At 63.0% G+C, this 24,958-nt stretch carries 25 protein-coding genes and 1 tRNA gene; 17 read left to right on the forward strand and 9 right to left on the reverse strand.

Annotated features, from left to right (window positions below; all coding sequences use genetic code 11):
- Window position 1 precedes the first annotated feature (1 nt).
- Window positions 2-1,345, reverse strand: coding sequence for a glycosyltransferase (locus AC1DP9_RS00595; protein WP_477106343.1), 1,344 nt, complete (start codon window positions 1,343-1,345; stop codon window positions 2-4).
- On the opposite strand from AC1DP9_RS00595, the gene AC1DP9_RS00600 reads away from it, so the two are divergent.
- The 12 genes from AC1DP9_RS00600 (at window position 1,344) to AC1DP9_RS00655 (ending at window position 13,218) form a co-directional block, all read left to right on the forward strand.
- Window positions 1,344-2,729 (forward strand): phosphomannomutase/phosphoglucomutase, encoded by a 1,386-nt coding sequence (locus AC1DP9_RS00600; RefSeq protein WP_477106344.1) that lies wholly within the window; start codon window positions 1,344-1,346, stop codon window positions 2,727-2,729. The genes AC1DP9_RS00595 and AC1DP9_RS00600 overlap by 2 nt on opposite strands.
- On the forward strand, window positions 2,710-3,810 hold the full coding sequence (waaC, locus tag AC1DP9_RS00605; protein ID WP_441645186.1) for a lipopolysaccharide heptosyltransferase I: 1,101 nt from the start codon (window positions 2,710-2,712) through the stop codon (window positions 3,808-3,810). The genes AC1DP9_RS00600 and waaC overlap by 20 nt, the downstream gene beginning before the upstream one ends.
- A complete protein-coding gene (waaA, locus tag AC1DP9_RS00610; protein WP_477106345.1) occupies window positions 3,810-5,084 on the forward strand; it encodes a lipid IV(A) 3-deoxy-D-manno-octulosonic acid transferase in 1,275 nt (424 codons plus the stop codon). Before waaC ends, waaA begins: the two co-directional genes overlap by 1 nt.
- Before the next feature lie 115 nt (window positions 5,085-5,199).
- Window positions 5,200-5,997, forward strand: a complete 798-nt coding sequence (locus tag AC1DP9_RS00615) for a DUF4377 domain-containing protein (protein WP_477106575.1) — start codon at window positions 5,200-5,202, stop codon at window positions 5,995-5,997.
- 117 nt (window positions 5,998-6,114) lie between these two features.
- A complete protein-coding gene (locus tag AC1DP9_RS00620; protein WP_477106346.1) occupies window positions 6,115-7,401 on the forward strand; it encodes an O-antigen ligase family protein in 1,287 nt (428 codons plus the stop codon).
- Window positions 7,402-7,817: 416 nt separating this feature from the next.
- A complete protein-coding gene (locus AC1DP9_RS00625; RefSeq protein ID WP_477106347.1) occupies window positions 7,818-8,507 on the forward strand; it encodes a WbqC family protein in 690 nt (229 codons plus the stop codon).
- Entirely contained in the window at window positions 8,504-9,430 is a 927-nt protein-coding gene (locus tag AC1DP9_RS00630) for a glycosyltransferase family 2 protein (RefSeq protein WP_477106348.1), read from the forward strand. Before AC1DP9_RS00625 ends, AC1DP9_RS00630 begins: the two co-directional genes overlap by 4 nt.
- On the forward strand, window positions 9,427-10,134 hold the full coding sequence (locus AC1DP9_RS00635) for a formyltransferase family protein (protein WP_477106349.1): 708 nt from the start codon (window positions 9,427-9,429) through the stop codon (window positions 10,132-10,134). Before AC1DP9_RS00630 ends, AC1DP9_RS00635 begins: the two co-directional genes overlap by 4 nt.
- A gap of 31 nt (window positions 10,135-10,165) precedes the next feature.
- Entirely contained in the window at window positions 10,166-10,831 is a 666-nt protein-coding gene (locus tag AC1DP9_RS00640) for a class I SAM-dependent methyltransferase (protein WP_477106350.1), read from the forward strand.
- Window positions 10,828-11,970, forward strand: a complete 1,143-nt coding sequence (gene rffA, locus AC1DP9_RS00645; RefSeq protein ID WP_477106351.1) for a dTDP-4-amino-4,6-dideoxygalactose transaminase — start codon at window positions 10,828-10,830, stop codon at window positions 11,968-11,970. The genes AC1DP9_RS00640 and rffA overlap by 4 nt, the downstream gene beginning before the upstream one ends.
- A gap of 7 nt (window positions 11,971-11,977) precedes the next feature.
- Window positions 11,978-12,340, forward strand: coding sequence for a DMT family transporter (locus AC1DP9_RS00650; protein ID WP_477106352.1), 363 nt, complete (start codon window positions 11,978-11,980; stop codon window positions 12,338-12,340).
- Window positions 12,337-13,218 carry a class I SAM-dependent methyltransferase gene (locus tag AC1DP9_RS00655; RefSeq protein WP_477106353.1) on the forward strand — a complete coding sequence of 294 codons (882 nt, stop codon included), beginning with the start codon at window positions 12,337-12,339 and terminating at the stop codon, window positions 13,216-13,218. The genes AC1DP9_RS00650 and AC1DP9_RS00655 overlap by 4 nt, the downstream gene beginning before the upstream one ends.
- 481 nt (window positions 13,219-13,699) lie before the next feature.
- Here AC1DP9_RS00655 and AC1DP9_RS00660 read toward each other — a convergent pair whose 3' ends face one another.
- From AC1DP9_RS00660 to AC1DP9_RS00675, 4 genes are all read right to left on the reverse strand, one after another.
- Complete coding sequence (locus AC1DP9_RS00660; RefSeq protein WP_477106354.1) at window positions 13,700-15,181, reverse strand: TolC family outer membrane protein; 1,482 nt, start codon at window positions 15,179-15,181, stop codon at window positions 13,700-13,702.
- A gap of 136 nt (window positions 15,182-15,317) precedes the next feature.
- The gene (locus AC1DP9_RS00665; protein ID WP_092290575.1) at window positions 15,318-15,641 is read right to left on the reverse strand and encodes a rhodanese-like domain-containing protein; all 324 of its coding nucleotides are present in this window, start codon (window positions 15,639-15,641) and stop codon (window positions 15,318-15,320) included.
- Window positions 15,642-15,657: 16 nt separating this feature from the next.
- Window positions 15,658-16,311 carry a protein-L-isoaspartate O-methyltransferase family protein gene (locus tag AC1DP9_RS00670; RefSeq protein WP_092290573.1) on the reverse strand — a complete coding sequence of 218 codons (654 nt, stop codon included), beginning with the start codon at window positions 16,309-16,311 and terminating at the stop codon, window positions 15,658-15,660.
- Window positions 16,312-16,447: 136 nt separating this feature from the next.
- On the reverse strand, window positions 16,448-17,206 hold the full coding sequence (locus tag AC1DP9_RS00675) for a TetR/AcrR family transcriptional regulator (protein ID WP_477106355.1): 759 nt from the start codon (window positions 17,204-17,206) through the stop codon (window positions 16,448-16,450).
- A 248-nt stretch (window positions 17,207-17,454) separates the two neighbouring features.
- Between AC1DP9_RS00675 and AC1DP9_RS00680 the strand changes: the two genes are divergently transcribed.
- The 3 genes from AC1DP9_RS00680 to AC1DP9_RS00690 all read left to right on the forward strand — a co-directional run bounded on the left by AC1DP9_RS00680 (window position 17,455) and on the right by AC1DP9_RS00690 (window position 19,313).
- Window positions 17,455-17,742: a YkgJ family cysteine cluster protein gene (locus AC1DP9_RS00680; RefSeq protein WP_454757256.1), complete on the forward strand. Its 288-nt coding sequence runs from the start codon at window positions 17,455-17,457 to the stop codon at window positions 17,740-17,742.
- A gap of 39 nt (window positions 17,743-17,781) precedes the next feature.
- The gene (locus AC1DP9_RS00685; protein WP_092290567.1) at window positions 17,782-18,351 is read left to right on the forward strand and encodes a DUF1439 domain-containing protein; all 570 of its coding nucleotides are present in this window, start codon (window positions 17,782-17,784) and stop codon (window positions 18,349-18,351) included.
- Window positions 18,352-18,431: 80 nt separating this feature from the next.
- Window positions 18,432-19,313 (forward strand): undecaprenyl-diphosphate phosphatase, encoded by an 882-nt coding sequence (locus AC1DP9_RS00690; protein WP_441590643.1) that lies wholly within the window; start codon window positions 18,432-18,434, stop codon window positions 19,311-19,313.
- Between the two features lie 74 nt (window positions 19,314-19,387).
- On the opposite strand, the gene trmB is transcribed toward AC1DP9_RS00690, so the two are convergent.
- Complete coding sequence (gene trmB / locus AC1DP9_RS00695; RefSeq protein ID WP_477106356.1) at window positions 19,388-20,155, reverse strand: tRNA (guanosine(46)-N7)-methyltransferase TrmB; 768 nt, start codon at window positions 20,153-20,155, stop codon at window positions 19,388-19,390.
- 76 nt (window positions 20,156-20,231) lie between these two features.
- Window positions 20,232-20,306, reverse strand: a tRNA-Gly gene (locus AC1DP9_RS00700).
- Window positions 20,307-20,532: 226 nt separating this feature from the next.
- Here AC1DP9_RS00700 and AC1DP9_RS00705 point away from each other — a divergent pair.
- Together AC1DP9_RS00705 and AC1DP9_RS00710 are read left to right on the forward strand one after the other, a co-directional pair.
- Complete coding sequence (locus AC1DP9_RS00705; RefSeq protein ID WP_477106357.1) at window positions 20,533-22,071, forward strand: hypothetical protein; 1,539 nt, start codon at window positions 20,533-20,535, stop codon at window positions 22,069-22,071.
- A 147-nt stretch (window positions 22,072-22,218) separates the two neighbouring features.
- Window positions 22,219-22,608, forward strand: a complete 390-nt coding sequence (locus AC1DP9_RS00710; protein ID WP_092290561.1) for a DUF5594 family protein — start codon at window positions 22,219-22,221, stop codon at window positions 22,606-22,608.
- A 13-nt stretch (window positions 22,609-22,621) separates the two neighbouring features.
- Here AC1DP9_RS00710 and AC1DP9_RS00715 read toward each other — a convergent pair whose 3' ends face one another.
- Window positions 22,622-23,500 (reverse strand): aldose epimerase family protein, encoded by an 879-nt coding sequence (locus tag AC1DP9_RS00715; RefSeq protein ID WP_477106358.1) that lies wholly within the window; start codon window positions 23,498-23,500, stop codon window positions 22,622-22,624.
- A gap of 86 nt (window positions 23,501-23,586) precedes the next feature.
- On the reverse strand, window positions 23,587-24,801 hold the full coding sequence (locus tag AC1DP9_RS00720) for a polyhydroxyalkanoate depolymerase (protein ID WP_477106359.1): 1,215 nt from the start codon (window positions 24,799-24,801) through the stop codon (window positions 23,587-23,589).
- Window positions 24,802-24,958: the final 157 nt, after the last annotated feature.

Consider the following 24,958-nt stretch of genomic DNA (forward strand, 5'->3'; position numbering starts at 1 on the left):
GTCAGGCACGCTCCGTGGGCATGGGCTCGCTCACCCGCCGTCCCAGTGCCTGTCGATAGACCGCCCAGGTGGCGTCCGCCATGGGCGCGATCCCAAACGCCTGCTCCCATCGGGCGCGAGACAGCTGGCCGAGGGCGGCCCGGCGCGCGCTGTCGCCTGCCAGCATCGACAGATGCCGGGCCAGCGTGGCGTCATCGCCCTCAGCCATCAGCAACGCGTCTGGCATGTCTCCAAACTGCTCACGGATGCCGGGCAGGTCGGACGCCACCACCGGTAGGCCGGCCCGCATCGCTTCCAGTACAGAGAGCGGCAAGCCTTCGTGATCGGAGGCCAGTACGAATACCTGCGCTGATGCGAGCAAGGCGGGTATGTCTGCCACGTTGCCCGGGAGGCGTACCCGGCCGGGCGCGACGGCGTCGGCCAACGCCTGCATGGCGCCGCGCATCGGTCCCGCGCCGGCGATCACGAGTTCGCAATCGCCCAGCTTCGCCTGCCCGAAGGCCCGGATGACTGTATCGGGCCGCTTCGGCGCGGCCAGTCGCGCCACCATCACGATCCGCGTGAGCTGCGCTGCCGGCTGCGCCCGCGCGGCGGCGTCGGGGATACCGTTGTGAATCACGCTGATACGTGACGCGGGGATCGGCAGGCTGCGCGCCAGTTCTCGCTCCGCATCCGCCACGCAGATCAGGCGCGCGGCCAGCGGTGCCAGGCACCATTCGGCAACGCGCGATGCCAACCGGCGTGCCAGCGGCGCGGCGGGTTTGAATCCGAAACCGTGTACCGTGTAGACGACCGGGATGCCGAGCAGCCACCCGGCCAGCCTGCCGAGCGCGCCGGCCTTGGCGCTGTGAACGTGAATCAGGTCGGGTGCGGCATGGCGCAGCGCGGCCATCAGTTCGCGCAGGGTCTTCAGGGCGCGCAGCGGCGACATGGCGTTGTCGAGCAGGGCCAGCCGCGCCGTCTGTGCCCCGGCGGCCTGCGCGGTGGCGAAGAGTGGTCCCTCACCGCCCGCCAGCACCGTGGCGTCGATGCGGCCCCGCAGCGCGCGCACGAGGTCGGCGACGTGCGATTGGGCGCCGCCGATCTCGGAATTCGTGATGACAAAGGCGACGCGAGGCCGGGAAGGAGGCAAGTTCTGCACGAACGCGGAAGAGAGTTGGATGGGCGGCACGGAATCGCGCGAGAAATGCCGGTTTGCAGACGGTTTGCGGGTAGCCCGGTGATTATAAACTGGCGCGGTTTGCACAATCCGGCAAAATACACCTTTTTGGCGCCCTGCCCGCGCCCTGCCCAGGCCAGTCTCCGGGCGGTATCGCACCATGAACTCGTACACGGGAAGCCACATGAAACTTGACCCCTCAATCTTCAAGGCCTATGACATCCGCGGCATCGTCGGCAAGACGTTGACGCCCGAGGTCGCCCGCCAGATCGGCCTGTCCTTTGGCTCCGCCGCCGTCGAACTTGGCGAGAAAACCGTCGTCGTGGGCCGTGACGGGCGCTTGTCCGGCCCGGATCTGCTCGGCGGACTCGTGGAAGGGCTGCGCGCTGCCGGTGTCGATGTGATCGACCTCGGCATGGTTGCCACCCCGATGGTCTACTTCGGCACCAATATCGAGCTGGACGGCCGCCGCGCCGGGTCCGGCATCATGGTCACCGGCAGCCACAATCCGCCCGACTACAACGGTTTCAAGATGGTGCTCGGCGGCAAGGCCATCTACGGCGACCAGATCCAGGCGCTGCACCAGCGCATCGAGGCCGCCAAGTACACGCAGGGCAGTGGCGGATACAAACTAGTCGATATCCGACAACAGTACCTCGACCGTATCGTCAGCGACGTCAAGCTGGCCCGCCCGATGAAAATCGCCCTGGACGCCGGTAACGGCGTGGCTGGCGCCTTCGTCGGCGACCTGTTCCGGGCGCTCGGCTGCGAGGTCGTCGAGCTGTTTTGCGATGTCGACGGCCATTTCCCGAACCATCATCCGGACCCGGCCCACGTCGAGAACCTGCAGGACCTGATGCAGTGCCTGCGCGACACCGACTGCGAGCTGGGCCTGGCCTTCGACGGCGACGGCGACCGCCTCGGCGTGGTCACCAAGGATGGCGAGGTCATCTTCCCGGACCGCCAGCTGATGCTGTTCGCCGAGGAAATCCTCTCGCGCAACCCGGGCGCGCAGGTCATCTACGACGTCAAGTGCACCGGCAAGCTGGCGCCGTGGATTCGCGACCACGGCGGCGAGCCGCTGATGTGGAAGACCGGCCATTCGCTGGTCAAGGCCAAGCTCAAGGAAACCGGCGCGCCGATCGCCGGGGAGATGAGCGGCCACGTGTTCTTCAAGGACCGCTGGTACGGTTTCGACGATGGCCTCTACACGGGCGCGCGCCTGCTGGAAATCCTGTCGCGCCACGCCGACCCGAGCGCCGTGCTGAACGCGCTGCCGAACTCCAACTGCACGCCCGAATTGCAACTGAAGTGTGCCGAAGGCGAGGCGTTCACGCTGCTCGACAAGATCCGCGCCAATGCGAAGTTCGAGGGCGCGCGCGAAGTCATCACGATCGACGGCGTGCGCGTGGAGTACCCCGATGGCTTCGGCCTGGCGCGTCCGTCCAACACCACGCCGGTGGTTGTCATGCGTTTCGAAGCCGATAACGATGCCGCGCTGGCGCGCATCCAGGCCGAGTTCAAGCGCGTGATCCTGGCCGAGAAGCCGGATGCAAAGCTCCCGTTCTGAAGTGGGGCAGCCGGCCGGCGCCGCAACGTCGAACCAGGCCGCGCCGCTCGCCGTGGCCGCGCCGTTCGCGTTGCCGGCCCCGCCGCGCATCCTGGTCGTCAAGGTCTCGTCGCTGGGCGATGTGGTGCATAACATGCCCCTCATCCACGACCTGCGCGCGCGCTGGCCCGATGCCGAGATCGACTGGGTGGTGGAAGAGGGCTATGTCGATCTGGTGCGGCTGCTGCCGGACGTCCATCGCGTGATTCCGTTCGCGCTGCGGCGCTGGCGCAAGCGCTTCTGGCAGGGCGACACCTGGGCCGAAGTCGGCGCGCTGCGCGACGCGATCCGGGCGCGGCCCTATGACGCGGTGCTGGAGACCCAGGGCCTGCTGAAGACCGCCATCGTGGCGCGCACCGCCGCGCGCACGGCCGGCGCGCCCGTGATCGGGCTCGGCAATGCCACGCAGGGTTCCGGCTACGAGCCAGCATCACGCCTGTTCTATACCGCGCCGGTCAAGGTGCCGCGCCAGACCCATTCGGTGCGGCGCTCGCGCCTGCTTGGTGCCGCGCTCACGGGTGGCACGCCACCGGAGCCGCCGCGCTTCTTCGGTCCTGCGGCGACCTCGCTGCATGTCGATGATCCGCTCTGGGCTGGGCTGCCGCCTCGGTACGCGGTCTGTTTCCATGCCACGGCCGGCGCGAAGAAGCGCTGGCCCGTGGCGAACTGGCATGCCCTCGGTCAGAAGTTGCATGCCGAGGGCCTGACCGTGCTGCTGCCCTGGGGCAGCGAATCCGAACGCCGCGATGCCGAGGCGCTCGCCGCCGGCATGCCCGGCGCGCAGGTGCTGCCGCGCTTCTCGGTCATGCAGGGCTTCGGCCTGATCAATCGGGCCGAGGTCGTCATTGGCGTGGACACCGGCCTCGTGCACATCGCCGCCGCGCTGTGCCGGCCCACCGTCGAGATCTACACCGCCACCTGGCGCTGGAAGACCGAAGGCTACTGGTCCGACCGCATCGCCAATGTGGGCGACGACGGCATCGTGCCGTCCGTCGATGAGGTCTACGCCGCCGCCGTGCGGGTACGCGGAGTGCCTGCCTGATGCTTCGTCTGGTTTACACGTTGTTGTGGGGGGTGATCCTCCCACTGGCGCTGCTGCGTCTGGTCTGGCGGTCGCGCAAGGAACCTGGCTATCGCCGCCACATCGGGGAGCGGCTTGGCCGATATCGCGGGCTGCCGGCCAACGGGCCGTGGCTCTGGGTCCATGCGGTGTCCGTCGGCGAGACGCGCGCCGCGCAGCCGCTGCTCGACGCCTTGCTGGCCGCGTATCCCCGCCATCGTATTTTGCTGACCCATATGACGCCGACCGGCCGCCAGACTGGCCAGCAGCTCTATGGCGACAACCCACGCGTGCAGCAGTGCTACCTGCCGTACGACGTGCCGGCGCTGGTGCGCCGCTTCCTCGCGTATTTCCGGCCCGAGGCAGGGCTGATCATGGAGACCGAGGTCTGGCCCAATCTGGTCCACGTCACGCGCCGGGTAGGTGTGCCGCTGTTCCTGGTCAATGCCCGACTGTCGCCGCGCAGCTATCGACGGACGGCGCGCTTCGGCGGTGCGGCGGCCTCGCTATATAACGATTTCACGGCGGTGCTGGCCCAAACGGCTGGCGATGCCGAGCGCTATCGCGCGCTCGGCGTGAAAGCCGTGCAGGTGACCGGCAATCTCAAGTTCGACATGCAGCCGCCGGAGGCCGGCGTCACGCGTGGCCAGACCCTGCGCAGGGCGTTCGGCGCCCGCCACGTGCTGGCCGCCGCGAGCACGCGTGAAGGGGAGGAGCCGCTGATCCTGGAGGCCTTCGCGCGCTGGCCCGGCGCGGCGCGTCCCGCGCTACTGCTGGTACCGCGCCATCCGCAACGGTTCGACGAGGTGGCGGCGCTGGCCACACGCGCCGGCTTCAGCGTGCAGCGCCGCAGCCAGTTGGACGTGGAAACCCTGGACACGCCGATCACCGCCGACATCGTGCTCGGCGACTCCATGGGCGAGATGGCGATGTACTACGCCGCCTCGGATATCGCCTATATCGGCGGTAGCCTGATCCCGCTCGGCGGACAGAATTTGATCGAGTCCTGCGCCGTCGGCACGCCGGTGCTGATGGGCCTGCACACGTTCAACTTCGCCCAGGCCACGGAAGATGCCATCGCCGCCGGCGCCTGCCTGCGCGTGGCCGACGCCGACGCCCTGATGGCCGCCGCCTCGGCCGTGCTCGCCGATGAAGCGCGTCTGGCCGACATGCGCGCCCATGCGCTGACGTTCGCCGGCCTGCATCGGGGTGCCACGCAGCGCACATTGGCAGCCGTCGCGCCAGTGTTGCGCTGACATACAGCCGCCACGCGGGCGTCTACACTGGTTGCATAGTGAGGAAAGTGCAACATCCGCCGCTTAATCGCGGCATGCGCAACCAGGAGCTCGATCGATGCAACATCCCTTCTCCATGCGTGGTGTTTTCGCCACATTGATGCTGGGCGCCGTGGCGGCAATGGCCGGCTGCGCCACCGGCCCGGCGCCCGACCAGCCATCGGCCAGCGCCAGCCTCAACGAGACCCGCTCCGGCGGTCCGAGCCGCTGGGAACTGATCCGCTGGCAGAACGCCGATGGCACAGTCCGTGACATTCCGCATGGCGACAACGGCCAGCCGGTCATCTTCGAATTCAATGACGGCATTGATGCCTCCCAAGGCACCGTGAGCGGCACCAGCGGCTGTAACCGCTTCACCGGCGGCTATGGCAAGACCAGCGCCGGCATCCGCTTCGATCGCATCGCCGGCACGCGGATGGCCTGCACGGGCGTGCGGATGGAGGTGGAGGGCGCGCTGCTGAAGGCCATGCACTCGCCCTTTACGACGGTCGGCACGCAGCCGTCCGCCGGCGCCACGGGGCGCCAGATCATCTGGAAGACGGCTGACGGCGATCTGTTGCAATTCGTCGAACGGGAAGGCGTGGGCCGGCGCGGCGCCAAGGCGGACGCCGCAGCGGGGCACGAGAAGATCGTCTATATCGACTCCCAGCGCGTGGAGTGCTCGGGCGTGGGCCGCATGCAGTGCTACCGCTGGCGCGAAGCGCCCGATGCCCCGTGGCAGCTATGGTACGGGCCGATCGAGGGGCTGGACTTCGAATCCGGCGTGAGCTACAAGCTGCGCGTGCGCGAGTACCAGGTGCCGAATCCGCCCGCCGACGCGTCGGCCATCCGCTGGCAGCTGTTGAGCGTGGAGGAGCGCAAGCGCGGGGGTTGACCTAGTCGATCGTTTAGAATGCCGGGTTACTTCGTCGGCGGGCAGAGATCCGCGGCGGAGGTGCCAATGTCTTTTCGCAGGCTTTTTATGATTGATCGAAAGAATCGGTTGTGCACGATGGCCGACATCCTCGTGTTTGCATTTCCGGTGCTGATTCTGTGCGTGCCGCGCGGGGCCGGGGTGTTTCTTGCCGGGGTCGGGCTGTTGATGCTGGCTGGCTGGCGCCAGATGCTGCCGGCCTGGCGCGAGCATGCCCCAGTTTTGCGGCCGCTGGCCTTGTCCGTGCTCGCGTTCGTGGCCGTCTTTCTGGTCTCGAAATTTCTGCACGACACGCCGTGGGACGTGCTCGACAATCCCTCTCGTGTGATTCTTTCGGTACTTACGTGCTGGTTGATTGTCCGGACGGCTCCTAATCCCGCCATGCTTTGGCGGGGTATCACGATCGCGCTGGTCCTGGCCCTGCTGATCGTGGCTTACCAGAAGTTCGCGCTGGGCCAGCTTCGTCCGGCGGCCTGGACGCAGGCGATTGCGTTCGCCAATATGGTCGCTGCGATCGGCCTTGCCGGCTTCGCCCGCCCGGGTGAGAGCCGCCTCACGCATGCCACGGCATGGTTCAATGTGCTGTGCGCCACCGCCATCCTGATGCTCAACGGCACGCGCGGGGCGGTCGTGGCGATGCTCCTTACCGTGGTGCCGATGCTGATCATCCGGTATCGCCGCTTCACGACCCGCATGTTCGCCATCGCCATTGCCACCGTTGTGGTGCTGGCGGTCGGAGTGTATTCGATCCCTGGCAGTCCGGTTTCCCAGCGTGTTGACCAGGCTGTGGCCGAAATTCAGCAGTTCGAGCAAGGCAATATCGAAACCTCAGTCGGTGTCCGCCTGAAGATCTGGCACATCGGCATGCAGTACTTCAGCGAGCATCCGTGGACCGGCGCCGGGGTTGGGCAGTTCGCCCGCATCCTGCATGCCACGCCGTTCTGCAAGCAGACGAAATCGCTCGCCTGTGTGCTTGAACACGCACATAGCGACTTGGTCGAAGCCGCAGCGACAACTGGGCTGCCCGGCCTGCTGACGATGCTTGGGCTGTTTCTGGTGCCGGCGGGGCTTTTCTTTCGGGCAATGCTGGCGTGCAATGCCGCGCATAACGACCGGGGGGTCAGCCTGGCGGGCGCCGGGCTGGGAGTGGTCATGGCCTCCCTGATCTCGGGCATGACGCAGGTGACGATGGCGCATCAGGCCAACGTGGTGTTTTATGCGGGTTTCATCGGCCTGCTGCTGGGATTGGCGGCGCACGAAGCGTTCGAAAGCAAAAACGCTGTGAACACTCTCAAAAGTGCGCAAAGAATATCATCGGTCCTTTCAGACCAGTCCGAAACGCGAACAAAAGTTGCGCCAGTTTGAGGATGTTTCTCATGATGGCTGTCCTTGCGGCGATAGTGCGCATGATGGCTGTCCTTGCGGCGATAGTGCGCATGATAGCGACGTATCGGTACGGTGTTGGAGGGGAGGGCGGTGGCAGCTGACAAAAATCGGGAGCGACTGCGCGATTTTATTTTTTCGATTTGGCACGACGATTCATTCCTTGAATACGGCTTACCGATTTTTTCTGACCCAATTTGACTTTGTGAACAAGACGGCATACGCGGATCATTCGATGGTCTATTTGTGGTTCATGGATGTGCTCAACATGATCAGCGCCACTTTCCGGCATTGCTTGCCATGTTCAATCTGACCACGATCACCCAGGTGTCGGTTAACCCGGCGTACCCACAATTCGATCTTTCAACCGGTCGTGCAGGATGACGGGGGCGGCAAGAATGAAGAAGGTTGCAATTCTGCAGTCTAACTATATTCCTTGGAAGGGTTATTTCGAAATTATTGCTGCTGTCGACGAATTTATCCTCTACGACGACATGCAGTTTACCAAGAACGACTGGAGAAACCGCAACCGGATCAAGACGCCAACTGGTACGCAGTGGCTGAGTATTCCAGTGGGCAGCACTATTCGCCGTCGGATTCGCGATGTTCGGTTGCCTGCTTCCGCATGGGCGGAGCAACATTGGAAAACACTATCGTTCAATTATCGTGCCGCGCCATATTTTGACGAAATAGCGCAGTGGCTTGCACCGATATATCTGGAAAACCACTGCACTGATCTGTCGTCATTTAACCGGAGCTTAATAGAGGCGGTTTGCAGCTATCTTGGCATTGACACTGTGCTCCGCAATTCCTGGGACTACGCGCTATCGGAAGGCAAGACGGAGCGGTTGGTAGATCTTTGTCGTCAGGCCGGAGGTTCGGTATATGTGTCCGGTCCTTCTGCGTGCGGGTACCTGGATGAGTCCCTATTTCGGGCAGCGGGCATCTCAGTGGAATGGATGCGGTATGGACCTTACCCGGAGTACTCTCAATTGTGGGGGCCATTTTCCCACCAGGTATCAATAATCGACCTACTGTTCAATTGTGGCAGAGACGCTGCTCGATACATGAATTGCATTCGACCGTGAAACTCTCGATCGTCACTACCCTCTATCGATCCCGCACCTACTTGCGTGAGTTTTATGAACGCGCGACGGCGGCAGCGCAGGGTTTCGCATCGGACGACTACGAAATTGTCGTTGTCAACGATGGTTCTCCGGACGACAGCCTTGAACTTGCAATAGAAATGGCTGGCCACGACCCGCATCTGTTGGTTGTGGATCTCTCCCGCAATTTCGGACACCACAAGGCCATGATGACAGGCCTCGCCCACGCCAGTGGCCAGCTTGTTTTCTTGATTGACAGCGATCTAGAGGAGTCGCCTGAGTGGCTCGAAAACTTCGCAAGGCAACTGGAGGAGACGCAGTGTGACGTCGTCTATGGCGTGCAGGAACAGCGCAAAGGCGATTGGTTCGAGCGTATGTCCGGCCAGTGGTTCTGGACGCTTTTCAATGCCCTGACCGACATGTCACTTCCCGCGAATATCGTAACCGCCCGCCTGATGACGCGTCGGTATGTTGATGCGTTGCTGCAGCATCAGGAGCGCGAGGTCTTTATGGCCGGCCTGTGGCACATCACTGGATTTTGGCAAGTCGCGCAAACGGTGCGAAAGCTCAGCAATGCCACTTCGACCTACACGTTTCGTAGAAAGGTTTCGTTGTTCGTCAACTCCATTACCGCCTTCAGTAATACGCCGCTTATTGGAATATTCTACCTCGGGTTGTGCATCTCTCTACTGGCCCTTACTTACGTCTGCTGGCTGCTCGTGCACTGGTTGTTCTTTAATCGGCCTCCGACGGGTTGGACTTCTGTTATGGCATCAATCTGGCTGATAGGTGGGTTGCTGATGTCCTGCGTCGGCATTATTGGTATCTATCTTTCCAAAATATTCTCCGAGACAAAGCGCCGGCCCTACACGATCGTGCGACAAATCTATCGGCGCCAATCATGACGCAACGCATTGTTTTCTTGTGTTCGGGGGGGGGCGGAAACCTGCGCTTTATCGTGCAGGCGCTGGCCTTGGGGACATTGGATGCGGCGGTCTGCGCTGTTTTCACGGATCGAGAATGCCTTGCCAACCGATTTGCCCGCGAACACGGTATCACGACAGCCGTGCTGGATTTCGCGGGAGGGCAGGCAGCCGTGATTGCTGCGCTCAATGACGTTGGCGCGGACATCGTTGTGACCAACGTCCACAGGATCCTGTCGGAGCCGATAGTCGTTGCGTATCGTGGGCGCTTGGTGAATCTTCACTATTCACTGTTGCCCGCCTATGGTGGCGTGATTGGTACACGCCCGATCGAGATGGCGCTTGCCGATGGCGTCAAGTTCATCGGCGTCACATCGCACCACGTGGATGTGGCGGTCGACGCCGGTCGTCCTATTGCACAGGCGGTAATTCCGGTCGCTCCAGAAGACACGGTTGAAGACCTTATGGACACTGTCTTTCAAAGTGGCTGCCTCTCGCTGCTTGAGGCGCTACGGGCGGCCGCTGCGCCTGTTGCCGGCGGTTGCACGGAGAGCATGTGCATTCATGGTAGGGAAATTCGATTCAATCCGCCTTTATCATTCGACCTGGACGTGTTTGACCCAGGATTTTGGCGACGTTTGGCTGACTATCCCGCGCGGCCCGATGCGATGTCGGCTTTATCGTGAACTGGGATCCCATTGAAGTGGAATACGCCTGATGGCTCAGATTACTAGCGGAATACGTGCGGCCTTGTCCCACCCGATCATCTACTCGGCATTTCAGAGTTTCATGGGAGCGACCAGAGATCGTGATACCTACGTCAGCCAATTCCTGTTGCCGCAGACTGGCATGCGTATTCTGGATATTGGTTGCGGGCCGGCTGACATTCTGGTGCATTTGCCAGACGTGGAGTATTTTGGGTTCGACATCAGCGAACGGTACATTCAAAAGGCGCGCAGACAGTTTGTTGACCGCAATGCGCATTTCCGATGCAAGCTCATGTCGCCTGGCGACCTTGCGGTCCTGCCGCGATTCGATCGAATCATTGCCATCGGGCTGCTACATCATCTGAGCGATGAACAGGCTGTGGATGTGATGCACATGGTTTCTGCCCGACTGGCGCCAGGCGGTCGCATGGTCACACTCGACCCCTGTCTGAGCGTGGATCAAAATCCCATCGCCCGGTGGTTGGTGAAGAGTGATCGCGGTCAGAATGTGCGCACTTGCGAGGGCTACGCGTCGATTGCACGGTGCGCGTTCGACAGCGTCAGCGCGACGGTTCATCACAAAACCTGGATCCCTTATACCCATTGCTATGTCGTCTGTGAGAACAAAGATGTCACTGACAGCGAATTTGCCGGCAAGGCAGCGGAGAAACCATGATAAGCGATGATATCGAGTTCAATCGTCCATATATGACGGGCAAGGAGCTTCAGTACATCGGCGAAGCTAACCAGGGACACCGTCTCGCTGGCGATGGACCTTTTACGAAGCGTTGCCACCAATGGCTCGAGAGTCATACAGGCACGCGAAAGGCACTGTTAACTCATTCCTGTACCGCAGCGCTGGAAATGTCTGCGCTGTTGTTGGACATAGCACCCGGCGACGAGGTCATCATGCCCTCGTACACGTTTGTTTCCACAGCTAACGCGTTTGTGCTGCGGGGTGGCATACCCGTTTTTGTCGATATTCGCGATGACACTCTGAACCTTGATGAGACACTGGTCGAACAGGCCATCACGGCGCGCACGCGGGCCATTGTTCCGGTGCACTATGCTGGCGTGTCATGCGAAATGGATGCCATCATGGAAACTGCGAACAGGCATGGGATTGCGGTCGTGGAGGACGCGGCGCAGGGTGTCGAATCGACCTATAAAGGTCGTAAACTGGGTAGCATAGGAACATTAGGCGCCCTCAGTTTCCACGAAACCAAGAACGTCATTTCCGGCGAGGGCGGGGCACTGTTGGTCAACGATCCGGCATATGCCGCGAGAGCGGAGATCATTCGTGAGAAGGGGACGGATCGCAGCCAGTTCTTTCGGGGTGAGGTGGATAAATATACCTGGCAGGAGGTGGGATCCTCATTTCTGCCCGGTGAACTGATCGCAGCCTTTCTTTGGGCGCAATTCGAGCATTCGGACGGAATATTGGAGACTCGTCTCGCCACTTGGGCGCACTACCACGAGTTGCTCGCGCCGCTCGAAGCGAACGGCGTCTTGCGCAGACCGTACATTCCCGACCACTGCGGGCACAACGCGCATATGTACTACGTGCTGCTTTCGCCTGACATTGACCGACAAGCCGTGCTCGGCGCACTCAGGGCGAGTGGTGTCCAGTCCGTATTTCATTACGTTCCGCTGCATTCCTCTCCGGGAGGGCGCCGGTATGGCAAGATGCACGGTAGCCTGGAGGTCACGGATCGACAATCCGACAGGCTGGTTCGATTACCGCTTTGGGTCGGCCTAACCCCGGCGCAGCAGGAACGAATCGTCTCCGCCCTTTACGCGGCGTGTCGGGCCTAATGTTGCGATGATAACTTACCTGCTAATTTTTCCGGTAGCGACCCTCGTTGCCTACAGCCAACTGATGGTCAAGTGGCGCGCCGCGTCGACGCCCGTGCAAGCGAGCGTAACTGGCAAGCTCGCTGTGATGCTCGCGGACCCGATGATTTTGTCCGCATACGCTGCCGCGCTTGCCGCATCGATTGCGTGGCTCTTCGTCGTGACAAAACTGCCACTGACAGTTGCGTTCCCTGTGTACATTGGCGTTACGTTCGTGATGGTGGCTACGGGGGGCTCTTTGCTGCTGGGCGAACCCATGCCCCTCTCAAAACTCGTCGCGATTGCAATGATTCTTGCGGGTATCGCCATAGGCGTTTCGTCTAGCTCATGAACAAGCCCGTGGATCGCCGCTTAGGAATCGACAATTGGCTGGATGCCTTAGCAGAGCGTATTGATCGGGATGCGCCGGATTTGCGCTCGCTGTTCGATGTGTACGCCGAAGAAGCACGCTTTGGGCGCCAGTTCCTCTCCGACGAGTTGATGCGATTGCCGCATGGTGCTACCGTGCTCGAGGTCGGTGCAGGTGCATATTTGCTTAGTTGCCAGCTGGTACGTGAGGGTTTCGGTGTTACGGCACTGGAACCTATTGGCGACGGATTCTCACATTTTCACAGGATGCAAGCGATCGTCGTCCAACTCGCCGACGAGATGCATTGCTTGCCGCGCATCGTGGCGTTTCCGGCCGAAGAACTCAAAGAGCGGGGCGCTTTCGATTTCGCGTTCTCAATAAACGTGATGGAGCACGTCCGCGATGTTGGCGCCGTCATCAGTCGCGTGGCGGACAGCTTGCGGAGGGGGGCATCGTATCGTTTCACTTGCCCTAATTACGCATTTCCATACGAACCGCATTTCAACATGCCGACGCTGTTCAGCAAGCGACTGACTGAGCGGTGGATGGCTAAGCGCATATTCAACTGGGACAAGCTCGAAGATCCCGAGGGGACTTGGAGTTCACTGAACTGGATCGATGTCGGGCAGGTCAGGCGTGTCCTGCGAGCGCACCCCGAATTGCGCTTCCAGTTTGATCGCAGCGCGCTGACCAAAGCGCTGGAGCGGATGGTACGAGATCCGCAGTATGCGGCTCGCCGTCCGGCCGCCCTGCGTTTTTGCATCGACGGACTTGTACGTACGGGCCTGCACAAGCTTGCTTCCGCATTACCGCCTGCGGTGCTTCCAATTATCGACTGCCGAATCCAAAAGGTTGCGTAGCGCCAAGTCTCCCTCTTGAAGCGGTGCCTAAATCGGGCCGACCGTATGCAACTACCGGACGTTAGCGGTACGTCTGACAGGCGATATGTTCCTGAACCGACCTGATAGGTCGTATACGTTCCCCGAATTGCGAAGGAACTTAGCGCCGTCGGCATTGATGGAGAGGCCACCTTGATTCATAGGCTGTCTGTTCCTGGTCACGCTTGTCCGATCCCAGTTCCCAGCTCAGCCAGGTCTCATCTGGTCGATGCCAATCGGATTGGATACACACATCTGTCGATGTGTCCTGGATTCGCACATCGCTGGGGGCGGGTGGACAGTGATGCGGCACGCCGCGACAGAAAAATCACAAGCGGAAGAAGCACAATTGCCGAGATAGCGAGCAACCTTCCAATTTTCATTGTCACTTCTTTGCGGGACTTTCGGCACGCACAGAATACGGCCACTTTGGGATGGCCGCTGACAAGACGATGCGGCATGGTCAAGACGACGGCTTCGAGCCGGCGATGCCCATGGCACGTGGGTTGAGCTTGACGCGCGAAGGTGCAGCGGGCGAGATTATGCCGACGCTGTCTCGCGTTGGTAACTTATACATCGCCCCCGGCACCGACGTCAGCAGCGTATTGATCTGCACGACGTCTTCCTCGCTGAGCACCGCCGTCGATGCCTTCAAGCGCAGCCCGTTCATGATCGTGTCGTAGCGGGCCTTGGCCAGGTCGCGGCGGGTCGAGAACAGCTGCGCCTCGGCATTCAGCACATCGATATTGATGCGCACACCCACCTCGTAGCCCAACTGGTTCGATTCCACCGCGCTCTGTGCCGAGCGTTCGGCCGCTTCGAGCGCCTTGACCTGCGCCAGCCCGTTGGACACCCCCGAGTACGTCTGCCGCGCAGTCTGCGCAGCCGTGCGGCGCGCGAATTCGAGGTCGCTGGCGGCCTTGTCGGCCAGCGCCAGCGTCTCCCGCACGCGCGACTGGATCTGTCCGCCGGCGTAGATCGGAATGCTCAGTTGCACGCCCACCACGCCCGAGTTGTAGCGGCTGCCGACATTGCTGAGCTGGGTCGCCGTGCCCTGCGCATTGGTATAGCCATACGACGCGACGAGGTCGACGGACGGCAGGTGGCCGGCCCGGGCCTTGTTCGATTCCCGCTGGGCGGTCTCGAGGTTGTAGCCGGCAACGCCGACCTGAAGATTGGTCTGCTCCGCCTGCGAGGCCCAGGCGTTCACGTCGGCGGGCATCGGGCCCGGAATGGCGGCCTCGGCGCGCAGCCCCATCAATTCGTCGACCGGCTTGCCAGTGATCTGCTGCAACGACGCGCGTGCCACTTCGAGCGCGCTACGGGCCGAAATCTCGGTGGCCGTGGCCAGGTCGTACCGCGCCTGGGCGTCGTTGGCGTCGGTAATGGTGGCCGTGCCCACCTCGAAATTGCGCTTGGCCTGCTCGAGCTGCTCGCCGATGGCCTTCTTCTGGGCGCCGGCCAGGTACAGGTTGTCCTGCGCGGCCAGCACGTCGAAATAGGCCTGGGAGGCCCGCGTGATCAGGTCGAGCTGCGCCTGCTGGAACGTGACTTCGCCGGCCAGCGTGGCCAGTTCGCCCTGCTTGTACGTTTCCCAGCGATCCCAGCGGAACAGCGGCTGCGTCAGTTGCAGCGCCCAGGTGTTGGCGTTGAAGTAGCGCGTGACGTCCACGGGCGAGCTGTAGTCGGCCATGGTGCGCTGCACGCCGGCCGTGCCGAGCACCTGCGGCAGCAGGCCGGCGCGGGCCTGGGGCAGGCGCTCGCGCGTGGCCAGCAGTTGTGAGCGGGCGCTCGCGAACTGGGCGTCATTGGCTTGCGCATCGCGGTAGACCTGGAGCAGGTCCGCCCCCGCAGCGGCCGGAACATGCAGCAGGGCCAGCAGGGACACGGCGAGCGCCAGGGGTTTCCTGGCTGCACCGGGCACGGCGAGAAGCGCGAAACTCATGACATCTCCAGCTCGGCCAGCGCGCGCGCGGCCATCGTTCTTGTTGGTCTACGGGTGATACTGCTGAGGCGAGCGACTTCGGGACTTCGGGATTCAGCGTGACGGCGGGGCCCGGACATCGCCCGGGCCGCCTCCCTCAATACTGCGGAACGGACGGGTCCACCTGCGTGGACCACGCGTGGATGCCACCGGTCAGGTTGTAGACGTTGGCGTAGCCCTGGCGCTCCAGGAAGCTGGCCACCTGCATGCTGCGCGCACCGTGGTGGCAGATGCAGACGATCTGCGCTTCATCGTCGAGTTCGCCGAGGCGGGCCGGGATCTGGCCCATCGGGATGTGGGTGATGCCGGGCATCGCGGCGGTGCGGATCTCGAGATCCTCGCGCACATCGAGCAGCACCGGCTTGGCGCGGCCGGCGTCAGCCAGCCATTGCGCGAGTTCGGGGGCAGTAATGACCTGCATGGCGGCTCCCGGCGGCTCAGAACTGGAACCGCGACGGCTGGGCAGCGCCTTGCAGCGGCTTGACCAGCGTCTCGAACAGGTTCACCGACTGGTAGCCGGATTCCGAGGTGCGCGTGATGATGCGCGCTTCCATCACCGGCGCGTCACCGACGATGACCGCGATGCGGCCGCCCACCTTGACCTGCGACAGCAGCGCCTGCGGAATCTCGGGCACCGAGCCCGACACGCAGATCACATCGTACGGCGCGGCGGCAGCCCAGCCCTCCGCGCCATTGCCTTCGGCCACTTCGGCGTTGCTCACGCCGGCGGCGGCCAGGTTCTGGCGGGCCAGTTCGGCCAGCTCGGGCACGATTTCCACGGTCAGCACGTGGCGGGCGCGGTTGGCCAGCAGGGCGGCCATGTAGCCGGAGCCGGCGCCGATTTCCAGAACATTCTCATGCTTGCGCACGTTCAGGTCCTGCAGCAGGCGGGCTTCCACGCGCGGGGCCAGCATGTTCTGGCCGGCCGGCAGCGGGATCTCCATGTCGACGAAAGCCAGCGCGGCGTATGCCTGCGGCACGAACTGCTCGCGCTTGACCACGGCCAGCAGGTCCAGGATTTCCTGGTCCAGCACGTCCCACGGACGAATTTGCTGTTCGATCATGTTGAAGCGGGCTTTTTCGAGATCCATCTTGCCTTTTCCTTCCAATTCCAGTGCTTGCGGAGAGCCCGCCATTTTACCCCTGCGGACTGCCGCAGGATGTTTACAGATTATTGGCAACGACTTGCGCGGGGCCAGTTGTTGCGCGTTGGCACAGGGCCGGCGCTCAGCTGTCCTCGCCGCCAGCCCGGTCGGCCGCCTGGGCGGCCAGCATTTCATCCCGGATCTGTTCCCAGACCCAGGGGCCGGACTTCGCCGGCAGCGGCGTGTCCCGGGCCGGTCCCGTGGTCAGGCCGAACAGCAGCATCTGGATCAACTGGTCCACGAACGCCGCCGGATCGATCTCCTGCACCGCCACCTGGCTGAACGCGCGCTGCCACAGCATCAGGAAGACCAGCGGGGCGCAGATCAGCGTGGTGGCGGGGTTTGCCGGGGTCTCACGGAACTCCCCGCGCGCCGCGCCCCGGGCCAGCACACGGGCGAACAACTCGTCGCCGGGGCCCATCACTTCGTCCTGGTAAAACTGGGCGATGTCCGGAAAATTGCCCGATTCGGCCATGATCAGCTTGGTCAGCCCGGCGGCGCGCGTGGCGCCGATCAGGCCCCACCAGCCCAGCAGCAGTTCGCGCAACAGTTCGGGCGTGGACCCTTCGTAGGTCTCGACCAGATCGATTCCCCGGGCCAGCGCCGGCACCATGTTCTCGCGCACGACGGTCTTGAACAGCTCTTCCTTGTTCGCGAAGTACAGGTAAACAGTGCCTTTCGAGACACCTGCGGCGGCGGCAACGTCCTCGAGCCGGGTCGCGGCGTAGCCGCGCTCCACGAACAATTCCAGCGCGGCCGCCACCAGCTCCTGCGGGCGCGCGGCCTTGCGCCGGTGCCACCGGCGCGCGTCGGGATCTTTCTTGGGCGAGAGTTCGGTCACAGGGCAGGGATACGCGAGACGGCGGCGCACGTCCGCGTGGCGGCGCCGCATCGAAATTAAATAACTTGTGGGTCAGTAATGTAGAGGAGCGGTCTTGAGCGGTCAAGCCAGCACCATCCCGCATTGTGACGCATCCGGCGCAGGTTGCGCTTTGTTGCAGGTTGGACGGGACGGCTCAGGCAGAATGACGCCTTTCGCGTACCTTTCCCGATGTCTTGCATGACGACATCTGCGCCTGAACCTTGAGCATGGCCTGCCAGTCTGACTTTTCCTGCCGCGATGGTTGCGGCGCCTGCTGCATCGCGCCGTCCATCACGTCGCCCCTGCCGGGCATGCCGCACGGCAAGCCGGCGGGGCAGCCCTGCGCGCAGTTGCTGCCCGACATGCGCTGCGCGGTGTTCGGCCAGTCGGAGCGCCCGGCGTTCTGCGGCGGGCTGCGCCCTTCGGCCGAGATGTGTGGCAACTCCCGCGAGGCGGCGCTGCACTGGCTGACCCGGCTCGAGGCGCTGACCGCGCCATCCACCGTTGCCGCCTGACTGGCATCAGGCCGCAGCCCGTCTTTTGGAGGTTCTACGATGATCGCGATGACACGCCGGCGCTGGCTGGCGGCCGCAGGCATCGCCACGGCAACTGCCGCCACCGCCTGGCTGGCGGCCTGCAGCGGGTTCATGAACGAATACACGTTCTCGCAAAGCCAGCTTCAGTCGGCGCTTGAACGCAAGTTTCCGTTCAACAAGCGCTATATGGAGTTGTTCGATATCCAGCTCGCCAACCCGCAGTTGGCGCTGGACCCCACGCGCAACCGCGTGACCGTGCAGTTCGACGCCACCATCGACAACCGGCTGTTCTTCCGCCAGCCGCTGACCGGCCGTTTCGCGCTGGACAGCGCGTTGCGCTACGACCCGCCGTCACACTCGCTGGTGCTACAGGACCCCGAGGTGCGCCAGTTCGACGTGCAGGGCATGCCGGCACAGTTCTCGCGTCAGCTCAATGCGCTGGGCGGGATCCTGTCCGAGCAGCTGTTGCAGGGCTACCCGCTGTATACGTTCAAGCCGGAGCAGTTGCGGCTGGCTGGCGCGCCGGCGGAGCCCGGTACAATCACGGTCCTGCCGGACGGTATCAACGTCAAGATTAATCGTCCGTAAACACGGTTTCCCAATAATAATGCCGAGGGTTCGCGCATCCCCGCGCGGACCGAACCGCGCCTGACCTCTCCTGAATCCGCATGGATATCGCACTTGCCCTGAAAGCCGTGATCCTCGGCATCGTCGAAGGACTGACCGAGTTTCTCCCCATCTCCAGTACCGGCCACCTGATTCTTGCCGGCCAGTTGCTCGATTTCAACGACGAGAAGGGCAAGATCTTCGAAATCGTGATTCAGTTCGGTGCGATTCTGGCGGTGTGCTGGGAATTCCGGCGCAGGATTGGTGCGGTGGTCAGCGGCCTCGGTTCCGATCCGAAAGCCCAGCGGTTTGCGATCAACGTCATTGTGGCCAGCGTGCCGGCCATCGTGCTGGCGCTGATCTTCGGCAAGTGGATCAAGGCCCATTTGTTCAATCCGATGAGCGTGGCCATGGCGTTTATCGTCGGCGGCGTGGTGATTTTGCTCGCCGAATGGCGCGACGCACGCCGGGGTACGGTTTCGCATCCGCAGGGCAATGCGCTGCTGGAAGCGGCCAAGGCCGGGGCGCCGCGCATCGAATCGGTGGATGACCTGAACTGGCGCGACGCGCTGAAGGTCGGCCTGGCGCAGTGCTGCGCGCTGGTGCCCGGCACGTCCCGCTCCGGCGCTACGATTATCGGCGGCATGCTGTTTGGCCTGTCGCGCCAGGTGGCGACCGAGTTCTCGTTCTTCCTGGCCATTCCGGTGATTTTCGGCGCCACGGTCTACGAGCTGTACAAGGCACGCGCGCTGCTCTCCGCCGACGACCTGGGGATTTTCGGCATCGGCTTTGTCTTCGCGTTCCTGTCGGCGTTCCTGTGCGTGCGCTGGCTGTTGCGCTTCGTTGCCACGCACGATTTCAAGCCATTCGCGTGGTACCGGATTGTCTTCGGGATTATCGTGCTGGCCACGGCGTGGACCGGGATGGTGTCCTGGCACGCTTGAGGTAAGCGGAGCAAATAAAAAAGGCGTGGTCTCTATCGGCCACGCCTTTTTTGTTTCTGCTGGTGCCCCAGCGATCAACGCTTGCGGAACACCACGTCCCAGACGCCGTGTCCGAGCCGGACGCCGCGCTTCTCGAATTTGGTCACGGGCCGGTAATCGGGCCGCTCGGCAAAACCGCCCTCGGCCTGCGAGGTATTTTCCAGGGCCGGTTCGCCCGACAGTACTTCCACCATCTGGTAGGCATACTCCTCCCAGTCCGTGGCGCAGTGGAGATAACCACCGGGCTTCAGGCGGCTGGCCAGCAGCTTGACCAGCGGCGGCTGCACCAGCCGGCGCTTGTTGTGCTTCTTCTTGTGCCAGGGGTCGGGGAAGAAGATATGCACGCCATCGAGACAATTCTCAGTCAGCATGTGTGCGATGACCTCGACCGCATCGTGCTGCATGATGCGAACATTCTCAATGCCGCGCTCACCGGCCAGCTTCAGCAGGGCGCCAACGCCGGGCTCGTGCACCTCGCAGCCCAGGAAGTTGTCCTGCGGACGCAACTGGGCGATATGCGCGGTGGTCTCGCCCATGCCGAAGCCGATCTCGAGGATGGCCGGGCCCGAACGGCCGAAGGTGGCCGTCCAGTCGAGCGGCGTGGGCGCATAAGGCACGATGAAGCGCGGGCCAAGGTCGTCGATGGCGCGCTGCTGCCCGGTGGAGGTGCGCCCGGCGCGCCGCACGAACGAGCGGATGCGGCGCGGATGCGCAACGTCATCGCCGGGTTGGCGCGGGGCATCTGACGTGGCCTCGGCGTCGTCGGCCGGCTTCGGTTCGGTACTGGCGTCTTGGGGGAGCATGGCAACAAAAAGCCGCCGGGCGGAGTGCCGATCGGACTATCGACCGGGTGCCAGAGGCGGCTTGTTCAATCAGGGGTGGAGCGGGCGATGGGAATCGAACCCACGTCTTTAGCTTGGGAAGCTAAGGTAATGGCCATTATACGACGCCCGCTATGGCTACAGGGGCAGGATTGTAGCACGGTTGGGGGATTCGTCCTGCCTCCGGGTTGCTCCTGATGCGTTGGTGAGCATGTCGTGCCTGCCCCATCGACAGGCCAGACTGGCTGTTCGCCGCGCGTGCCAATTGATGGAAAAATAAGGGCAAGCCGCAAGGCCGAAATACCGAAGGAGAGCGAGGTAGAATGCGTCACTTTGGTAGTGGACGGTGATAAAGAAGAATGGATAAACAAACGCAGAAGTTGTTCCTTTTGGCGGTTTTCCTGGCATTTGTGGCGCGGGCGTCAGCATTTGTCAGTCCGACTTTCAATGTCGACGATTTGTGGTATTGGGCGAGAGATTTTGATTTCGTCACAAGTACGGTCGCATTTCGGGAAGGCCGTTTTTTCGGGCCCTGGCTGTATGAATTCCAATATGCGCTCGGCGTGAATGCGCCGCGCGCTTTCGCCTTTTCCGCAGCCTTTTTGACGGCATGCCTTGCCGTGACTTCCACAATGGTCTGCCGCATTTGGAAGATTGAAGGCAATGCCATGGCCTCTGTCCTGGCCGTGGCAGTCCTGACCTTGCATCCGTATCAGACCGACTTATATACATGGAAGCTCGCCATGCTGAGTGGCGGCATTCCATTCGTGATGACGATGTGGGCGCTAATCATCGCGCCCCGAGGTGCCCTGCAATTTGCCGGCGCGCTTTTCTTGATCGTATTGGCATTCGGGATCCATCAGATTCCGCTGGAATATGCCGCCGCCGCCCTGGTGTTGGCTGTGCCGATCCATTTGGCCCGAGGCAATTTCGTCTTGCGGGAATGGCTGCGAATGGTGGCAGCCCTGACGGTCGGGACGATCTTGTATGTCATCGTGGCCAAGCTCACGATTTACTACACCACCCATTTCGAGAGTGTCGGTCGGGATAGTTTGATTGTGCTGTCCGATCCGATGCTAGTGGTGGATCGTGTCGAAGAACTGGTAGGGATGTTCCTCCTGAATGACCCGCTCACCGGATGGCTGACGCGCGTCATTCTGGGCGTGCTGCTGTTGACGGGTTGCGTTGGCGTGTTCTGTGCGCCGGGAACGCCGATCGGCCGCAAATTTCTCGTACTGTTTTGTCTGATCGCAAGCCTTGCTATCGCTTTCCTATGCGTAGTTGCGTTGACGGTCGTGCCCACTGCCTGGATGCCCGCGTTTCGTAATTTGATGTCGGCCAATCTGCTCTGGGCTGCGGTTATTGTCGTTGCGTATCTATTGAGTGCCGTCCGTATCAGGAAGGTGGTTGTCGGATTGGTTTGCCTCGTGCTTTTCGGATTTATGGGAACAAACGGGGAAATCCTGAGCGATCAACAACGCGCGAACAGCCGCGATGTTGTGCTGATGAGCCGCATCAGCAGCGATATAGAGAAGCTGCCTGATTTCGCCAGGATCAAGGCGCTGGCCTTTGTCGGGACGAATACCGCGCCGCTCAAGAATCTCAGGACCGGCTCCGATTTCTCTGTCGGCTGGTATAACTACGGCACCACGCTGTCGGTCTTCTCGGTATGGTGGCCGGGTTATCTGGTGGCGCTCTACAACGAAGTGAATGGCTCAGGCATGGCGTACGTCCAGAGTGAAGCCGCCCTGACCACCGCCTATCAATATTGCGCAGCCAACAAGATATGGCCTGGACAAGGCGCAATCAAATCGATGGGGGACTGGGTGATCGTATGTGTGGGCCCTTACAGGGAACCCGAACCCGGGCGCTTTGAGCCAGAGTCAGAATCAGAATAAGCGTGATGCACGATCAACCGCCGCGCTCGCGGAAAGGCATCTCAATCAGGCGGTAGCGCAATGCCGCCAGGGGCGACACTGACGGGGCTTACCATCCCGTCAGACCAGGCGCAGAATGTCATCCATTATCCGCATCCGGATTTCGCCGTGCACCTCGCCCCCGCCCAGCGCTTCAATGCCGAATTCCTGCCGCGCATCATCGCGCGCATTCACGCGTTGTCTCGCGGCACGCTTCAGACCGAGGTGCGGCCGGCCGATCGCCCGCATTTGCCGGCCTGCCTGCGGGTCTCCGGGGCCGCGCGGGCCGGCGGCGGGCGCTATGCGCATCCGCTGGACATCACGCTGTCATGGGATGGCTACGAGGTGGAGCGGCTGTTCGAGATCGGCGGCGAAACGCGCTTTGCCGCCTACCTGGAGGCGCTGCCTGCCAAGCTCGATGCCTGGCAGGATGCCCGCCAGCTCGATCTGAACACCCGCACCCAGGCCGATCCGGCGGTGTTGATCGGCGGGCTCGATTTCGAGCATCTGGTTCGCTAGCCCGCGCGGGGGCTCAGATGACCAGCCGGCAGACGGCCGATTCGGCCTTGCCTGGCGCCAGCCACCGCAGCCCCTCTCCATGCCCGATCGCGTTGGGCAACCCCAGCCACGGCTCCACGCAGTAAAAGTCAGAATCTTCTCGCTCGGACCACGTCGTGATCGCGTGCCATGGCGCGCGCCCCGGGACGTTGAGAACGAAGTCGATCTCGCGCGCCGGCATTTGCAGCCGCAACGTGCCCGGCCCGCGCAGGATGTGGAAGGTGTCCTGCAGCCGGGCGTCATCCAGTCGATAGGTGCGCTCGGCCGGTTCGGCGCCGGTCAGGCCGCCGTCCGGGGTCTGTCGCACGCGGTCTGCGGGCGGCAGGGACAGGCGGGTTGCCGATCGCTGCGCGTGGGGCAGCGCGAAGTAGAAATGATGGCCGGCGTACCACGGCAGCGGCGCCGAGCCCGTGTTCCTGACTTCTAGCTCGACCTCCAGCCCTTCGGGCACGAGCCGGTAGGTGGCCGTGAAGACAAAGGCGAACGGATAGCCCGCCTGCGTCGCCTCGGACGATGTCAGCGTCATGCTCACCGCAGACTCGGAGAAATCCGATACCTCGAACGCCATGTCGCGGGCAAAGCCGTGCTGCGGAAGCTCGCGCACCACGCCGTCGGTATCGCGCCATTTCCCCGGTTCGCCGTCGACGAAATGCCGGCCGATGAATGGGAACAGCAGCGGGTTGCCGCCGCGCACCTTGGCCACGCGGGACCAGTCGGCATCGTCCGGCCAGTAAAGGATGTCCTGGCCGCGATGGACCCATCGCACCAGCCGGCCGCCATGCGCCGGTGCCAGCAGCAGGTAGTTGTCACCCGTGCCAATGCGCACCAGATCCTGCCCTTGAAAACGTTCCATGCCGACCTGCGCCATGCGTCTGTCTCCCGCCGAAATTCGGAAAACCACGAGGGTATCGCATCTTGCCGCCTGCTCACGCAGCGCCGCTATTCGGCCATGTAGATCGTCTCGCGCACCAGCGGATACACCTGCGACTCCCAGTGCTTGCCGTTGAACACGCCGTAGTGGCCCACGCCGGTCTGGATGTGATGCATCCGCATGTAGGGCCGCACGTTCGTGCACAACTCCTGCGCCGCCATGGTCTGGCCGATGGCGCAGATGTCGTCGCGCTCGCCCTCCACGGTGAGTAGCGCGGTGCGGCGGATGGCCTGCGTCGCCACGCGCCGGCCGGCCACGTCGAGCAGGCCCTGCGCGAGCAGAAATCGCTGGAATACGAGGCTCACGGTCTCAAGGTAGAACTCGGCCGTGAGGTCCATCGTGGCGAAGTACTCGGCGTAGAAGGTCTGGATGGCATCGGCCTTGTCGTGCTCGCCGCGTGCGCGCAGGTCGTAGAGATCGCGCAGGGCCTGCTCGTGGCGCTCCCGGTTCATGCTCATGAATGCGATCAACTGCACGAAGCCCGGATACACGCGGCGCGTGGCGCCCGGAAAGCGCCACGGCACGTAGCCGATCAGCGTCGATTCGAACCATTCGATGGGCCGGCTCATGGCCAACTCGTTGACCTTGGTCGGATTCACGCGCGCGTCGATCGGGCCGGCCATCAGCGTCAGGCTCGGCGGCTGCGCCGGGTCGCCGTCCTCGGCCATCAGCGCCACTGCGGCCAGCGCTGCCACGGTGGGCTGGCACACGGCCATCAGGTGGGTATGGCCGCCCAGCGCGTGCAGGAAGGTGATCAGGTGCTGCACGTATTCATCGAAGCCAAACCGTCCGTACAGCACCGGGACGTCGCGCGGGTTGTGCCAGTCCGTAATGTAGACGTCATGGTCGCGGAGCATGGTTTCCACCGTGCCGCGCAGCAGCGTGGCGAAGTGGCCGGACATCGGCGCCACCAGCAGCACGCGCGGCTGCGCGGGCGCGCCTTCGCGGCGGAAACGCAGCAGGGTGCAAAACGGCGTGCGCGTGACGATTTCCTCGACCACCGGTACCTCGCCGCCATTCACGCGCACGCTATGGATGGCGAATGGCGGCCGGTAGTGCGTCAGGCGGGCCAGCGCCAGCACCTCGCAGGCGGCGCGGACGGATCTCAATGGTTCGCATTCGTCGGCGCCCTGATAGCCGGCGATCAACGTGGCAGCGATATCGGCCAGGGAGCAGGCCGGCTGCATCATGTCCGCGTAGGTCTGGTAGGCCTGATAGAGCATTGCTCGTTTTCCTCCGCGGCATGGCGCCTCGCCTGATGTAAGCGTAGTGCGCCGCAATATATATGCCACCGATAATTGAACTTGGCACGCCGCTTGCGCGTGGCGAGTGGCATGACAAGCAGGAAGGAGGGAGTGCGGCAAGGGGCGCTTCCGCAGG

Source organism: Cupriavidus sp. 01L43 (assembly GCF_056399925.1).

Coding starts and splice junctions, on each gene's coding strand:
- AC1DP9_RS00640 (WP_477106350.1), top strand. CDS start 10,166: ATGGCTCAGATTACTAGCGGAATACGTGCGGCCTTGTCCCACCCGATC.
- AC1DP9_RS00620 (WP_477106346.1), top strand. CDS start 6,115: ATGGCCGACATCCTCGTGTTTGCATTTCCGGTGCTGATTCTGTGCGTG.
- trmB (WP_477106356.1), bottom strand. CDS start 20,155: ATGCTCCCCCAAGACGCCAGTACCGAACCGAAGCCGGCCGACGACGCC.
- rffA (WP_477106351.1), top strand. CDS start 10,828: ATGATAAGCGATGATATCGAGTTCAATCGTCCATATATGACGGGCAAG.
- AC1DP9_RS00680 (WP_454757256.1), top strand. CDS start 17,455: ATGGCCTGCCAGTCTGACTTTTCCTGCCGCGATGGTTGCGGCGCCTGC.
- AC1DP9_RS00650 (WP_477106352.1), top strand. CDS start 11,978: ATGATAACTTACCTGCTAATTTTTCCGGTAGCGACCCTCGTTGCCTAC.
- AC1DP9_RS00720 (WP_477106359.1), bottom strand. CDS start 24,801: ATGCTCTATCAGGCCTACCAGACCTACGCGGACATGATGCAGCCGGCC.
- AC1DP9_RS00670 (WP_092290573.1), bottom strand. CDS start 16,311: ATGGATCTCGAAAAAGCCCGCTTCAACATGATCGAACAGCAAATTCGT.
- AC1DP9_RS00705 (WP_477106357.1), top strand. CDS start 20,533: ATGGATAAACAAACGCAGAAGTTGTTCCTTTTGGCGGTTTTCCTGGCA.
- AC1DP9_RS00615 (WP_477106575.1), top strand. CDS start 5,200: ATGCGTGGTGTTTTCGCCACATTGATGCTGGGCGCCGTGGCGGCAATG.
- AC1DP9_RS00600 (WP_477106344.1), top strand. CDS start 1,344: ATGAAACTTGACCCCTCAATCTTCAAGGCCTATGACATCCGCGGCATC.
- AC1DP9_RS00685 (WP_092290567.1), top strand. CDS start 17,782: ATGATCGCGATGACACGCCGGCGCTGGCTGGCGGCCGCAGGCATCGCC.
- AC1DP9_RS00595 (WP_477106343.1), bottom strand. CDS start 1,345: ATGTGGCTTCCCGTGTACGAGTTCATGGTGCGATACCGCCCGGAGACT.
- AC1DP9_RS00635 (WP_477106349.1), top strand. CDS start 9,427: ATGACGCAACGCATTGTTTTCTTGTGTTCGGGGGGGGGCGGAAACCTG.
- AC1DP9_RS00715 (WP_477106358.1), bottom strand. CDS start 23,500: ATGGAACGTTTTCAAGGGCAGGATCTGGTGCGCATTGGCACGGGTGAC.
- AC1DP9_RS00625 (WP_477106347.1), top strand. CDS start 7,818: ATGAAGAAGGTTGCAATTCTGCAGTCTAACTATATTCCTTGGAAGGGT.
- waaA (WP_477106345.1), top strand. CDS start 3,810: ATGCTTCGTCTGGTTTACACGTTGTTGTGGGGGGTGATCCTCCCACTG.
- AC1DP9_RS00690 (WP_441590643.1), top strand. CDS start 18,432: ATGGATATCGCACTTGCCCTGAAAGCCGTGATCCTCGGCATCGTCGAA.
- AC1DP9_RS00665 (WP_092290575.1), bottom strand. CDS start 15,641: ATGCAGGTCATTACTGCCCCCGAACTCGCGCAATGGCTGGCTGACGCC.
- AC1DP9_RS00655 (WP_477106353.1), top strand. CDS start 12,337: ATGAACAAGCCCGTGGATCGCCGCTTAGGAATCGACAATTGGCTGGAT.
- AC1DP9_RS00660 (WP_477106354.1), bottom strand. CDS start 15,181: ATGAGTTTCGCGCTTCTCGCCGTGCCCGGTGCAGCCAGGAAACCCCTG.
- waaC (WP_441645186.1), top strand. CDS start 2,710: ATGCAAAGCTCCCGTTCTGAAGTGGGGCAGCCGGCCGGCGCCGCAACG.